At 41.1% G+C, this 14,492-nt stretch carries 13 protein-coding genes; 2 read left to right on the forward strand and 11 right to left on the reverse strand.

Annotation, left to right across the window (positions count from 1 at the left end; genetic code table 11):
* Positions 1–196 precede the first annotated feature (196 nt).
* The 3 genes from KTO63_RS01750 to KTO63_RS01760 are packed head-to-tail and all read right to left on the reverse strand — an operon-like array spanning position 197 to position 1,999.
* The gene (locus tag KTO63_RS01750; RefSeq protein WP_232372985.1) at positions 197–1,249 is read right to left on the reverse strand and encodes an alpha/beta hydrolase; all 1,053 of its coding nucleotides are present in this window, start codon (positions 1,247–1,249) and stop codon (positions 197–199) included.
* A gap of 34 nt (positions 1,250–1,283) precedes the next feature.
* Positions 1,284–1,592 carry a phosphoribosylpyrophosphate synthetase gene (locus tag KTO63_RS01755; RefSeq protein ID WP_217789399.1) on the reverse strand — a complete coding sequence of 103 codons (309 nt, stop codon included), beginning with the start codon at positions 1,590–1,592 and terminating at the stop codon, positions 1,284–1,286.
* 5 nt (positions 1,593–1,597) lie between these two features.
* The gene (locus tag KTO63_RS01760; RefSeq protein ID WP_217789400.1) at positions 1,598–1,999 is read right to left on the reverse strand and encodes a hypothetical protein; all 402 of its coding nucleotides are present in this window, start codon (positions 1,997–1,999) and stop codon (positions 1,598–1,600) included.
* Between the two features lie 229 nt (positions 2,000–2,228).
* Here KTO63_RS01760 and KTO63_RS01765 point away from each other — a divergent pair, with 229 nt between their 5' ends.
* Positions 2,229–3,602, forward strand: a complete 1,374-nt coding sequence (locus tag KTO63_RS01765; RefSeq protein WP_217789401.1) for a sigma-54-dependent transcriptional regulator — start codon at positions 2,229–2,231, stop codon at positions 3,600–3,602.
* A 209-nt stretch (positions 3,603–3,811) separates the two neighbouring features.
* Positions 3,812–6,181, forward strand: coding sequence for a tetratricopeptide repeat-containing sensor histidine kinase (locus KTO63_RS01770; RefSeq protein WP_217789402.1), 2,370 nt, complete (start codon positions 3,812–3,814; stop codon positions 6,179–6,181).
* A 130-nt stretch (positions 6,182–6,311) separates the two neighbouring features.
* On the opposite strand, the gene KTO63_RS01775 is transcribed toward KTO63_RS01770, so the two are convergent.
* The 8 genes from KTO63_RS01775 to KTO63_RS01810 form a co-directional block, all read right to left on the reverse strand.
* Positions 6,312–7,283 (reverse strand): SDR family oxidoreductase, encoded by a 972-nt coding sequence (locus KTO63_RS01775; RefSeq protein ID WP_217789403.1) that lies wholly within the window; start codon positions 7,281–7,283, stop codon positions 6,312–6,314.
* A 199-nt stretch (positions 7,284–7,482) separates the two neighbouring features.
* The gene (locus KTO63_RS01780) at positions 7,483–8,490 is read right to left on the reverse strand and encodes a bestrophin family protein (RefSeq protein ID WP_217789404.1); all 1,008 of its coding nucleotides are present in this window, start codon (positions 8,488–8,490) and stop codon (positions 7,483–7,485) included.
* A 91-nt stretch (positions 8,491–8,581) separates the two neighbouring features.
* On the reverse strand, positions 8,582–8,929 hold the full coding sequence (locus tag KTO63_RS01785; RefSeq protein WP_217789405.1) for a YciI family protein: 348 nt from the start codon (positions 8,927–8,929) through the stop codon (positions 8,582–8,584).
* A 75-nt stretch (positions 8,930–9,004) separates the two neighbouring features.
* The gene (locus KTO63_RS01790) at positions 9,005–9,760 is read right to left on the reverse strand and encodes an SDR family oxidoreductase (protein ID WP_217789406.1); all 756 of its coding nucleotides are present in this window, start codon (positions 9,758–9,760) and stop codon (positions 9,005–9,007) included.
* 44 nt (positions 9,761–9,804) lie between these two features.
* A complete protein-coding gene (locus tag KTO63_RS01795) occupies positions 9,805–10,125 on the reverse strand; it encodes a phosphoribosylpyrophosphate synthetase (protein WP_217789407.1) in 321 nt (106 codons plus the stop codon).
* Positions 10,126–10,203: 78 nt separating this feature from the next.
* Positions 10,204–10,401: a hypothetical protein gene (locus KTO63_RS01800; RefSeq protein ID WP_217789408.1), complete on the reverse strand. Its 198-nt coding sequence runs from the start codon at positions 10,399–10,401 to the stop codon at positions 10,204–10,206.
* A gap of 273 nt (positions 10,402–10,674) precedes the next feature.
* Positions 10,675–11,430 carry an SDR family oxidoreductase gene (locus KTO63_RS01805; RefSeq protein WP_217789409.1) on the reverse strand — a complete coding sequence of 252 codons (756 nt, stop codon included), beginning with the start codon at positions 11,428–11,430 and terminating at the stop codon, positions 10,675–10,677.
* 327 nt (positions 11,431–11,757) lie between these two features.
* Positions 11,758–14,433, reverse strand: a complete 2,676-nt coding sequence (locus KTO63_RS01810; RefSeq protein ID WP_217789410.1) for a sigma-54-dependent Fis family transcriptional regulator — start codon at positions 14,431–14,433, stop codon at positions 11,758–11,760.
* Positions 14,434–14,492 lie beyond the last annotated feature (59 nt).

The following is a 14,492-nucleotide window of genomic DNA, read 5'->3' on the forward strand; positions in this document are numbered from 1 at the left end:
CTTGGGTTGTCTCGTACACGAACGGGTGGAAAGTGTACGCCCCTTACAACTCCCTCTGTGATCTGACACCCGTCTTCTTCGTTACGACAGGCTTGAAGCAAATGGCCCAAACAATAACTATCTTACTTTTACTGATTTGCCATTCGAACCTTTTATCATAGGTCGTTGAATTAAGTTCAATGATTAGTATTCTCAATTATTCCTTTAAAGCATTTCGAATAGCAGCAGCTGCCTGTAAGAGCGCCATTTTTACAGCAGGAACGTTGGCGATTGGATTCAACAGACCGTAATCGTGAATCAGTCCACCATAACGGGTAAGTGTAACCGGCACTCCGGCATCGTTTAGCTTACGTGCATAGGCTTCGCCTTCGTCTCGCAAAACATCATTTTCAGCCGTTTGAATAAGCGCTGGGGGTAATCCTTTTAATTGGTCAGGCGTTGCCTGCAGTGGAGACGCATACAGCTCCTTTCTTTTCTGAATGTCCGGGAGGTAATTGTCCCAAAACCACATCATCATACTGCGTGTAAGGAACCGTTCTTTCGCAAAAGCGGTATAAGAACCCGTTTCAAAATTGGCATCAGTAACTGGCCAAAGCATTACGTGAAATTTTATTGATGGCCCTTTCCTATCCTTAGCCATGAGTGCTATCGCCGCAGTCATATTGCCGCCAACGCTATTACCAACTACCGCGAGGTTTTTACCATTTACGCCGATTTCATTTCCATGATTCGATACCCACTTCGTAGCAGCATAAATCTGCTCGATAGCAACCGGGTATTTTGCTTCCGGAGAAGGCGTGTAGTCAGGGAAAACTGCCACCGCTCCGCTCTGTACAACTAAATCTCTCACCAACCGTCGATGCGTGGGATAATCGCCCAATACCCAGCCTCCGCCGTGAATAAATATGAAGACTGGTGCACCTGGTTTCGTGCCTGTGGGTTTTACTACATGGATGGATACAGAGATGTCATCCTGGGTAATTTTCAGTTCCGATTCTTCGATTCCAGAGTAGTCAACGCTTACAGACTTTTGTGCATTTGTTAGTACCGCACGCGCATCAACAGGGCTTAATTGTTCTATTGGTTTACCATCACCGGCATTTAAGTTTTTCAGAAATGCTCTTATTTCTTTTAAAATGTTCGGATCGTTTTCTGCTTTTACAGTTTGTAGTGGTTGTGCCATAACGATTGTGTTTGTATAAATGATTAATGAGAAAATGAAGATTTGCTTAAAGATGTTTTTTTTCATTTCAGTTAAATTTTGTTGTTAGATTTAATAAGTGCTATATGCCATTTGAGGTCCGTAGCTTTTGGACCATATCAAAACTCAAATTCTCTGCATAAAGACCATAGCCATCGATCAATGTGCCTTTAATTCCCGACGTGGATGAAATAACATATAAGACAGCGCTGTTTTCCGGATCAGAATTTTCTTCGAACCTATGTACCTCTTCCACAATGAATTCTTCGGGATGCAAACGCAGATCCAGAAAGTCGCAATAAATTCCCGAATGTTCCATTTCAAAATATTGCGTATAGCCCCTTCCGCCAATATCTTGTAGTGCATCTATAAGTGAATTATATGTATTCATGATGTTTAAAAATTTTGATTGTCAGAATTGATAGCTTTTGTTGGCTCTTCATTATTCATGTTTGAATAATCTCCCGCCGAATTTCTCAGATCATTCAATCTAAATTTCAGCACCATTTGCAGACTTATATTATCCGTATAAGCATTGCAGCTATCTATCAAAAAACCTCTTAACCCGTTCGACAAGGAAATAGCGTAAAGGATACGTTCTGCATCGGGGTCTGCCGCCTCTCCGAAGTGATAATATTCGTCAACCATAAAATCTTCCGGCAGTATCCAATTATTCAATTCGAAACAATAAAGGCAGGTAGCTTCTCGTCTTAGCTTCAGTGTGTATTCCTTCTTTTCCAGTTTGTTCAACACATAACCAATACCCCAATCCTTATGCGCTGTATAACCTGTTGCCATTTTTCCTTTTATTTTTTAATTATTTGTAACGTAGGAAATCAACTGATGTGCCAATATTATAGTTGGTTGATTTGTAGAATTTTAATTTTCGCAGGCTGAAATAATTATTGGTATATCAATAATTATTGAAAAAAATCGTGACTATAATTTTGAAAAAGAGTGTTTTATGGTTTAGATAAACAACTGTTGTAAATTTATCCGTGAATAGTAAAAATCAAATTGAGTTTCATTGAAAGCAAAAATTCTTATTGTTGAAGATCAATTTATCGAGGCAAAAAGTCTCAACGTTATCTTAACTAACGCCGGGTATTCTACTTGCACCATCGCACGATCAGTCACCACAGCAGTTTCGATCATTGAAAAAGAAAAACCTGATTTGGTGTTGGTTGATATAATGCTGCAAGGAGAAGGCACTGGCATTGATCTCGGCCATATTCTCAGTGAAAAAAATATGGCGTTTGTTTACTTGTCAGCCAATTCGAACAGGCAGATATTGGAATCCGCAAAATCTACAAAACCGTATGGTTTTATGGTAAAGCCTTTTCGCGCAAAGGATGTATTGATCATGATTGACGTTGCTCTGTATCTGCACAAACATCGAATGCCTGAGAAAATCCAGACCACATCTTCACAAAAATCCGAACCGCGTATACTTCCTGCTGAATTCAGCAATCTGATAGGAAAGAGTCAAAAATTTCTTGATATACTTGAGCTTGCCAAAATGGTGGGTCTTAAAGATACCTCTGTCCTGATATTAGGCGAAAGCGGCACGGGAAAAGAATTGATTGCTCATTCAATTCACAAAATTTCTGCCAGGCGTTATCAGCCATTCATCGTTGTTAATTGCGGAGCTATCCCTGCAAATCTCATCGAATCTGATTTGTTCGGCCACGAAAAAGGCTCTTTTACAGGAGCGATCACTAAAAGAGAAGGCAAGTTTGCGCTGGCTGATGGAGGAACCATTTTTCTGGACGAGATTGGTGAGTTGCCTCTTGAATTACAGGTAAAATTTTTACGTGTCTTGCAGGAAAGAGAAATTGAATCAATCGGAGGAACGCCGAAAAAGATTAATGTACGTGTACTTGCTGCAACCAATAAGGACCTGGAAGAAGAAGTAGCAGCGGGCCGTTTTCGTATTGATCTTTTTTACCGGCTCAATGTTTTTCCTTTACTACTTCCTCCGCTGCGAGAAAGGAAAGCAGATATACCTCTATTAGCAAATTATTTTTTAAAAAAATATAGCCAGGAAGAAGGTAAACAGGTTCCTACATTATCATCGGAAGCTAACGACATGCTCATGCGATATGATTGGCCGGGAAACATTAGGGAACTAGAGAATACCATACAGCGAAATATAGTCCTTACAAATACTTCAGTTATTGAATCGCTTGAAATACCAGTTTCCAGGCTTGCTGTCGGTGCTGCAGCGAACGGCAAGAATGGATTTAAAACGATGATAGAAAATGAAAGGGATCACATTTTATCCGTACTTGAAAGCTGTAATTGGAAAATATCCGGGAAGGGAGGCGCTGCCGAAATTCTCGATATAAATGTCAATACCCTTAATTCCAGAATCAAAAAATTAGGCATTGAAAAAAAATAATGGCTGGAATTGCTGCCCTGAAATTGCTATCACCCGACAACAGTATATCAACGTCGTTTCTTAGCGAGAAGGCTTCGACAAGCTCAGCCTGACAACCCGCTTTTGCTGTCAGGCTGAGCTTGTCGAAGCCTCGTTAAACAGAAACAATGTTATTGAATGTTCTTAAAGAAACGACATTGAATTGTATATTGTTATTAAAAAGGGGAAAAATGAGTCCAAAATATTTAATTACCATCCTTTTTTTTATTGCGGGCAACTTGGCATTGACGGATTCGTTTGGTCAGACAAGCCAATCTCAGTCATCGAATGGTTATTCGGTGCCAAAACAACGCCTTCAATTCAAGTTAACTACCTCCTTTGTATATTTTAGTTTACAGGGCCAGTTGGATCTGGACAGCACGGCCATTATGGTAAGTGAAGTGGAATATTTACCCTACTCCCTTTATTATGATGAAGACTACGCAGACGGTCCCGAGAATCACATCAAACAGTCTTTGGAAAAAGGGAATGATTATCTCTTTAAATCTGGCGCTGATAAAAATGATTTGGATAAAGCCCTTCCATTTTTTCTTTCTGCCAAATTGGAAGCGGATAAAGCAAAGGATGTTTATTATCAACACGCAGCCCTGATTGCACTCGGCAGATATTATTTGCAAAGCAATGAGGCAGACAAAAGCAAAAGTTATTTCACTCAGGCAGTAGAGCTTGCAAGAAATGCCAAAAAAACAACCCTCCTATTCAAAGCATTGGCAAACCGTGGTTCGAATGCAAGTTATAATGATGATCAAAAAGAAACAGATCTGAACGAAGCGCTCAGTTTGTCACGCCAACTCAAAGACACAGTTGGTGAAATTGAAATGCTCACCCGTATATACGAGATATATTTTGTGCGTCGACAATTCGATACGGTTAAACCACAATTGAAGCATGTAACGGAGCTTGAAAATTTAATTGGGTTCAGGCATACACACTATAACCATCGTGTGCTTGGGTACCTGGAAGAGAGAGAAAACAACTGGGCCAATGCATTTACAGAATACAACGCCGCTGTGACCATCATGGAATCCACAGGGGATCTGGCATTTTCCAACTTTTTATATGGCGCAATGGCGCAGATATATTCCAATTTCACCAATCACGATAAGGCTCTTTACTGGTTAGAAAAAAGTATTTCGATGGAATCAGTTAACAGGACCAAACGAACCTGGTATCCTCAATTTACCCATATAGGCCTTGAGATCGCAAAACTTGGTGCAAAATTAGGGACGATACAAAAGGCGCTTGATTTTATTTTAAGAGTTACCAATGAATATCCGCCAATTACGGTAGCTGATAAAATGAACGTTGCTCATGTGCTTGGATATTGTTACCATGCCCTGGGACAAAATAAGCAATGCGAAAAATACTATACAATAATGCTGCCCCTTCTTGATTCACTCAAGAATCGTGTCAGCCAAAAGGGCAATGTATTTGTTGGTTATATGGACATGGCCAGGTATCAATTTTCATTGGGAAATATTCCTGCTACAGAAAAGCATCTGGAGCAGGCAAGACAATTTATAGATAGCAATGATGTATTCAATATGGCGAGGGTCCATTGGTTGCAGTACAAGTTGGATTCCACTCACGGCAACTATTTAAACGCGTTGAACGAATACTGGATGTACACCAAATTTGATGACAGCATTTACAGTCTTGGAAAAGCGAAACAGTTTTCCGAGCTACAGGTACAGTATGAAACAGAAGCCAAGGATAAAGACATTGCACTTTTAAAGCAAAGGGATATAGTGCAGAAGGCAACGTTGCAGCAATCTAATACGATAAGGAAAATCACATTAGCGGGGATCCTGGTCATGTTAATCGTGACCGGGTTAGTATATTACCTGTATCGTGAGAAGCAGAAAACCAACCTGGAAATAAATGAAAAAAACGCCGAGTTGGCGCAGCTGGTTAAGGATAAGGAATGGCTGGTAAAAGAAATTCATCATCGTGTAAAAAACAACTTCCATATTGTTTCAAGCCTGCTGGAAATTCAATCAAGCTATCTTAAGAACAACGAAGCATTATCTGCAATCAAGGAGAGCCAGCACAGAATATATTCCATGTCCATCATTCATCAAAAACTTTATCAGTCGGAAAACATGTCTACCATTCATATGCCCGAATACATATATGAACTGGTAGAGTATCTCCGGGAAAGCTACGCAATCCGCGAAAACGTTGGGTTTTCATTACAGATAGACAATATTGAAATGAACCAGGCTTCGGCGATTACATTGGGCCTGATTCTCAATGAAGCAATTACCAATTCGTTTAAGTATGCATTTGCAAATTCAGCAGACGGAAAAATCTCAATTTCTCTATCTCATATTTCAGACTCGCAAATTCTGTTAAGCATTGCAGATAATGGAAGCGGTCTTCCTAGTGATTTTAATGATAAGATTGGGGCTTCTATGGGAATGGAATTGTTACAAGGTCTCACAGATGATTTAGGCGGAACCCTCAATATTACAAATGACAACGGAACTCGTATTCAGATAATTTATGACTATAAGCCGATAGTGGCTGACGGTGTTTAATTCCCCAAGTGAATTGCACAGAACGAGTATTCCAAACCAATTGGCAAACCCGCTTGATCTGCTTTTCATCAATTCATAAAAACAAATAAGGCAGCACTGCTGCTGCCTTATTAATTGCCTGTCGATAAACTTAATTCTGGATCAAACTATCGACACTCGCAAGAATTGCTTCCTCTTTCGAACGAGGGTTCCAATGTAGAAGTGTTTTTGCTTTATTGTTTGATAGTTCAATATAAAAAGAGTCGTCGGTCTTATTAATATCTGCAATTTTTGAAGCACGTTCAGGACGTTCCTTTCTTATTAGTTGTGCAACGTCATAGAAACTCATTACCCCATCAGCTGCCGCGAGGAAACGTTGACCACTAGCCGCAGCATTTGTCATAGCGAGAATGTGGATACCGGCTACATCTCGCACATCAACTACTCCAAGTGTGAGATCTGGACTAATGGTGGTAGTGCCTTCTATAATTCCTTTAATCACAACATCTACCGAGGCAGAAAGTATATTGCCCAATACTGGTCCAAAAATTCCAACGGGGTTGATTACTACAAACTCCAACCCGTTCCCTTCTGTATTAACAAATTCCCAAGCTGCTTTTTCAGCAACAGTTTTAGATTTGATATAGGCTGGAATAGCTGCACTGGCATCGGTCCAATCTTCTTCAGTAAAAACGTGTCCCTTTTCATGGACACTATAGCCTATAGCAGCAAATGAGGAAGTTAACACCACTCGCTTAACACCGGCATTCCGGGCTGCCTTCAGCACCCGCAATGCACCATCACGAGCGGGAACAATCAACTCATTCTCATCTTTGGGCTCTTTACCGGGAAATGGCGATGCCAAATGCAGCACATAATCCGCCCCGTCAACCGCATCGTCCCAATTTTCATCTTTTAACAAATCAGCTTCAATAAAACTAAGCCTATCAAAGTCATTAATCCCTGCTGATCTTAATGCTGCAATCAACTCTTCTTTTCTGGATAACGAACGAAGTGTGGTTCTTACAACGTATCCTTCTTGCAATAATTTGAAAATAACGTGTACAGCAACGAATCCCGTTCCGCCAGTGACAAGCACTGTATTGTTTCTTAAAGTATTCATTTGATTTATGTTTTTTAATTGGAGAATTTTAGCCGTGAAGGATGCTTTTTTTTATTCTCAACTTTTATTTTTTTAGCACAGCAATAATGTTGACGACGTTTATTTTTTAGTCGTTGGAAACAGGTACAACCATTTAACCAATGCTGTTTTATAGTTGTGTTAAACTGGAAATTGAAATTGTTTTTTTATCAAGCGGCTGCTACAACACGATATCATTCTGAGGCTTTAATGCCGGAGGCAAATCTGCCTCTCCCAACATTTCCCTGATATCAATTTCGGCAACACGGCTCATTTGTGAAATCGGAACATCATTCGCATTTCCTTCAAAAGGATTTTCTGTACTCTCCCCCACCTGGTCAAGTGATGTATAAACCCAGGATATCAAAGCACTGAATGGAATAACAAACCAGATCATGTATCCTTTTAATGCGCCGTTTACAACGTTGTTGAGTTCGTTGAAATCTTTCAGCATGGCGAATGGAAGTAAAATGCAAAACAGCCTCACAAAGAAAGTATTGATGGTTGCATACTGCCTTGGATATGGGAAATTCTTGATTCTTTCACTTTTACCCTGGTGACTGGAAAACTCACGCAACACACCATGCATTTCAAGAAAACGAAATGTTTCAATAGTTCCTTTGTTTGTGAGATTGGTTAGCACTTCACTTTGATTACTTAGCAACTGAGTAGCCATGTTGTGTTTCGATAAAACTGTTTCCAGTTCTTCTTTGGATAAATATTTTGACAACTCTGTCTCAATAGGTGTTTCTTTTTCAGGAACGGTATAATACTGGGCATACTCCCTGTTGTAAGACTTACCGGTTGTTTCCCAGGCTTTATCCGCTCTAAGCTGATACCGTAAAGCAGTGAGCCACGCAAAGTGACGATAAATAACTTCTTTGGACATTGTCCTATCATCTATAAAATCCCTGCACATCATGGCCCATGCACGGCTGGCGCTCATGGCGGCTCCCCATACCTTCCTTGCTTCCCAGGTGCGATTGTAGGTTTGCTGGTTTTTAAACCCTACTACAAATGCTGTCGCGGTACCAAGCAAAGCAACTACTGCCCAGGGAATCGAAATCCATTTAATGTCAAAGACTTCATAAAGTACAGTAGGAACAATGCCCGCGATCAATAGCCATAATATGCTCTTTCTTGTCCACAAAAGAAACTCCGAGAGCTTGTAGGATTTGCCGATGTACATGATGTAAGTTTTAGTTGAGAGTTGAGAGTGGAGAGTTGAGAATGGAAAGTTTAAGCTTTTTCAACTTTCAACTCTCAACTCTCAATTTCTTCTACGCCGCAGGAATCGCCATACGCACTTCGACAATGGCACCATACTTAATGATGGGGCATCCTTTTGCGATCTGCACGGCTTCTTCATAATCCTTTGCCTTTATCAGGAACAATCCTCCAAGGGATATTGTTCCCTCCGCGTAAGGACCTTCGTGTACTTTTTTGGCAGAGCTTATCACTCTTCCATCCAGATCCCATCTTTTGGGCGGAGCCACCAGTCTGTCTTCGGCAGCTATACCTGCAATCCATTCCTGGTAAGGCTTTAAGGCGTCTTTCATTTGTTCTGGAGAAGGTGCTTGATGTTGGCTTGTAAGATCTCTGTGGATCGCGATTAGAAACTCGTTCATGGTGTATGATTTTTTTGTTTGAAAAAATGTTTGTGTAAATAATGTTTTCCCTGACGTGTTACGTGGTTATAAACTTCAAGTTGTTTCCAATTGCTTCTGGAACCAGTCTTCATATTTTATCTTGCCGAGTAGTGCAGTCTCGCCGGGTACAAGAGATTCGTCAGTAAGTTCTGCGCCGAAGTAGCGGGCATGCTCATCCATCACCAGTTGGCGGGAGTCTTCTATTTCTGTCAGGTAGTAGCGAATGAACTCATACATTGGCATGCAAACAGGGCCGGCTATTTCTACCGTATCGTTCGTTGGTGCATTCACGGCAATTTCTGCTAAGGCAGACACAGCTTCATCTGCAGCTATAGGCTGAAAGCCTGCCGGTGAAATATACACTTCGTCGCCTATTGTTGCGGCTTCTGCTATTCTACCTGCAAATTCAAAAAACTGGGTTGATCGCAAAATGGTATATGGAATGCCCGACTCTTTAATCAATTCTTCCTGTGCGATCTTTGCGCGGAGATAGCCGCTGTCCGGCAATCGATCAGCACCCACAACGGATATTGCAACGTGATGTTTTACGCCGGCATAAATAGCTGCTGTTAGAATGTTTACAGTGGAGCGTTTAAAGAACCCAAGTACAGCACGATCTTCAAAGGATGGCGAGTTGGAAACATCTACAACTACGTCTGCGCCTTTTAATGCTTCTCCCAAGCCCTCGCCGGTAATAGTGTCGATGCCATATTGTGGCGATGCCGGTATAACTGTGTGGCCAAGCTGAAGGAGGCTATTTACAAGCTTTGAGCCGATTAACCCACTCCCGCCGATTACTACGATTTTCATGATTTTTATTTTTAATAGTGATCGATTAAACCGTTACAATGTGTTCAGGAATTGATATAGGTTATGTTTACTTTGCTTGCCAAAACAAAACTGAGATTGCAGGAAAATGTTCCGATCGAATCTACCAGCGTTCCCTTTACACCTGAAACAGGGGCAGAAATCGCATATAGAATGGAATTGTTGTCCTGGATAGCATTGCAATCAAATCTGTAAACTTCATCTACATGAAATTCATCCGGGTCCAGTCTCATATCAAGCTCTCCACTGTACAGGCAAACAGATTCTGTTTCTGCTGCGAAATCTATATCGTAACCTCTTTGTTTGAGGTCGGATAAAGCATCTGCGAGGGATAAATAATTTTTCATAACATGCTTTTGATAAGTTTTAAAATTTATTGGTGAGGCAGTGACTCTCAGCGTTTGTTGTTGTCGGCGCGATGCGTCTCAGAAAAGATTTTCACCAGCATCTGCAGCAATGGCATCAACGTTACCTGTTAACGGTTGATCATGCATACGTATGGCATCGTCAAGAAATTCGCTGCCTTCGCTGGTATTATGCTCGTGCTCGTGCAACGGAAGCAGTGGATGTTCATTTGGTTCTACTTCCAGATTTGGAATGTGATGTTTAAAAAAGTTGTTCATGATTGTAGATTAACTGGTGATTATTTTTTTTCAAAAGCCTGCCTGTGCCGATCCGCTGGTGGGATCGAACAAAGGATTTTACAATAAAAATGAAAGGAAAAAATGTTGCTGCGACCTGTTGACTTGCCGTGTTGTTGACTGGTTTTCGTAAGGATCGTACGCCAGCGTAGGGATATCCTTATGCACGAACAGGTGGAAAGTGCATTCCCGTTACAACCGCCTCGGCAAGCTGTCACCCGTCGTCTTCGTTTCAACAGATGGCAGACGCGGAGATTAGGCTTTTTGTAATTGTGTACTCAACCATTTTTCAAAATTAATAGCACCCAGTTCAGCTTCACCTGCAGGAACTAATGCAGTGTGAGAAACTTCACCGCCAAAATATTCAGGTCTGCCATTAGGTACAACTTTGCGTGTATCGCCAATATATTTAAGATAACGCGCAGCTACTTCAAACATATCAAAACGTTCAGGGCCGGCAATTTCAACTTTGCCATTAACAGGCGCTCCCAATGCATGTTTTACTACCAACGCAGCCACATCATCTGAAGCTATCGGTTGAAACTTAACATCAGACAAATGCACTTCGTTTCCTTGTGTTGCCTGGTTAGCAATTCCGCCGACGAATTCAAAAAACTGTGTGCTTCGAACAATGGTGTATGGCACGCCAGATTGCCTGATGATATCTTCCTGTACTTTTTTCGCTCTCATGTAACCGATGTTTTGCATGATATCAACACCAACGATAGAAAGCGCTACGTGATGTTTTACACCTGCAGTAATTTCGGCTCCCAATAAATTTCGACCTGCAGTTTGAAAAAATTCCATAACAGCATTGTCCTCAAACGAAGGAGAGTTGGCAAGGTCAATAACAATATCAGTACCTTTCATTGCATCAGCCAATCCTTCTCCGGTGATGGTGTTGATACCACTAGAAGGAGAACCTGCAATCACCTCATGCCCCTTTTGAGTTAATTGTGCAACTACTTTTGAACCGATGAGGCCTGAACCTCCAATGACTACGATTTTCATAATTTGATTTTTTAATTGTGATTGTGCTTGCCTGATAAGGCCAACGACGTGCCAATTCGATAGACCATTGATTGTCAGCACTCTTCACAAAAATGACCATCAAATTTTTCACTGTATTTAGTGAAATCATGAACAATTTCACTACGGGCAGGGAGGTTTCGTTAATTGAAAATTGAAAGTTGAAAATTGAAAATGGGGTGCCTAAAATTTGGCTACACTCCTGTTTGTAAAATGCCAAAAGGTCGAACACTGTCTATTATGCTCGACCTTTTGGCATTTTCAATTTTCAATTTTCCCCGCCTGACTGACGCAGTCGGGCAGGAACTTTCAATTCCCAAAATAATCTGCCTTATTAATATTGAGCTTCTTCATTTTTGAGTGCAAAGTGTTTCCGGGAATTTGCAATACTTCTGCGGCACTGCCGGGGCCAGAAATCTTGCCGAGACAGCGTTTCAGCGTATCGATGATGTAAGATCGCTCCATTTCTTCAAGAGAACGATTAAGAAGATGAGCTTCATCTTTCTTTCCCGGATCTGTATTTTGAGGGATATATACTTCTTCAAGAGCGCCGTCGGTGGAAAGTAATATGCTGCGTTCAATCAGGTGTTCCAGCTCTCTTACATTGCCAGGCCATGTGTAGCTGCGGAGCTGCTGTATCACTCTTGGCGCAATCTTTTTAATTTTTCGCCCAGTGTTCCTGCTGTATTTCTGAACAAAGAAATGTGTGAGTGCTTCAATGTCTTCACTGCGTTCGCGCAATGGCGGCAAATGTATAGGAAATACGTTTAGACGGAAATACAGATCGGCGCGAAAACGACCCGCTTTCACTTCTTCTTCAAGATTACGATTGGTCGCGGCTACCAGGCGCACATCAATTTTAATAACCTGTTTGCCTCCTATCCGCTCCAGTTCGCGTTCCTGGATCACACGCAATAATTTCGCCTGCGCATCCAATGGAAGTTCTCCAATTTCGTCAAGAAAAAGTGTGCTGTTATTCGCGAGTTCGAATTTACCTATGCGTCTGTCTATCGCGCCCGTAAAAGCACCACGTTCATGCCCAAACAACTCACTTTCTATAAGATTTGATGGCAATGCGGCGCAGTTCACTTTCACCATCAGCTTGTCTTTTCTCGGCGACGAATTGTGAATGGCTCTCGCGATCAGCTCTTTGCCGGTGCCGGTTTCACCGAGTACCAATACAGTTGTATTTGATTCAGCAACGAGTGACATTAATCGATACACTTTTTGCATTTCCTCTCCACTGCCAATGATCTCTGCAAAATTGTAAATGGTTTTGATCTGCTCTTTCAGGTAATCGTTCTCCACTTCCAGTTTTTTCTTGTAGGCAAACAGTTTTTCATTTGCCTGTATATTGGCAATTGCCATGGATATTTGCGAACAAATTCCTTTCACAATTAGCTGGCTCAGTTTATTGGCCAACAACCAGATCGTACCAATGGGTTTGTTGTTCACCCGCAATGGCAGACCGTACATATTTTTCAACCCGGTCGATTTCCACAACTTCGCATAGTCATTGCCGTTCCTTAATTCTTCCTCCACATTGAACATTACACCGTCTTTACTAGCCAATACCTGCGCAGTATAGGCTTCGTCAACAGTTATGCGCATTGAGGACATTTTCTCAAAATCATTTTTTCCATTGTCAAACAAGGAACGATCAAACATAAATGGAGACAAATGAATACCATCATCATCTATCACACGGATCATGGCAAGCTTCGTATGCATTGTTTTATCAAGTACGGTAAAAATGGCATCTTGCAGATCTTGTTTGGTTCTTACCAAAGTAATATCAGTGCTAAAACCCAGGAGGAATGCCTGTTCATTTTGTTTTTTATCTACCTGCTCGTGCGCAATAATATTGGACATGGCAATCGATATTTGCGAACAGATGCCCTGCACCAATTCAAGATTGATATCTTCAATGTCGAGCAATAATATTCCAAGATTTGTTTCTGCATTGCGAAGGCGAATTCCTACAAAGTTGCTAATGCCCAGCTCTTTCCAAAATTGTACATAGCCTGATGCATTACCGCGTTGTAGTTCTTTTTCAGCACTAAAAAATAAAGGTATGGTGCTGGCCAAAATCCGGTTTTGAAGTCCATCGTTAATAGGAAAGCGCGACTGCTCCATTGCTGCCAGCATTTTTCTGTCGAGCTGCTTATTGAAATGATAAACATAAGGACTCAATGTGCTGTTATCTTCATTAATACGACGAATAATAAAACCGCATTCAGGACTTAGCTTCCTCAATGCATTGTGAACCGCACTAGCTAATTCTTCTTTTGTTTTAACGGTAGCAATAGCACTACTAAAGTCCAGCAAAAAAGATTTTTCCTTTTCCTTGTTGAGTATTTCTTCGTTTTTGATAATGTTAGATACGGCGCCGGATATCTGCGGCACAATACCTTTGATCACGCTTCGGAATTCCTCGCTGAAGCCATTAACATCATCAGAATAAATATGAATAAAACCCATTGGCTTTCCTTCTTTCATCAGGCAAGTCATTAAAATTGACTTTACGCCTTTTTCGTAATTCACGCGTAGAAAAGGCGGGCTATCAGGCTTGTCCATTATATCTTCCAATACAAACGAAATGGGGCCATCCGACTTTAACACTGTCTGGATAAATGGTTCGTTCAATGAAAAATGCGATTGTACCATTTCACTATACCTGTCATGTGAACGTATGGGTGATCCATCATTGTCGAGCAGAAAAGGCGTGTAGGAACCTTCCTTGTAGTCAATCAGCGTAACAATGGTATGTGTAATGTGATATAGACCTTTGATTCGTTTCTTAAAAAGTGTGATAAGGTCATTCTTGTCGCGGACCTTGGTGATATCGTCACTCAAAGCCAGTAAAATGTCCTTCTCTTTTTTGTAATGAGCAACTTGCAGCTGAAATGATTCTATAAGCTGATCGTTTTCTTTTCCGTCAGAATTTGAGTGTTGTAATTTCTCCTTTGTTCCGGCATTTTTCATTAATGGTATTTGGCTATTTGTAATAGGATTTTTTAGGCGGTACGGATATTTATCAGGGA

This window comes from Pinibacter aurantiacus, assembly GCF_019130065.1.
Taxonomy (GTDB): domain Bacteria; phylum Bacteroidota; class Bacteroidia; order Chitinophagales; family Chitinophagaceae; genus Pinibacter; species Pinibacter aurantiacus.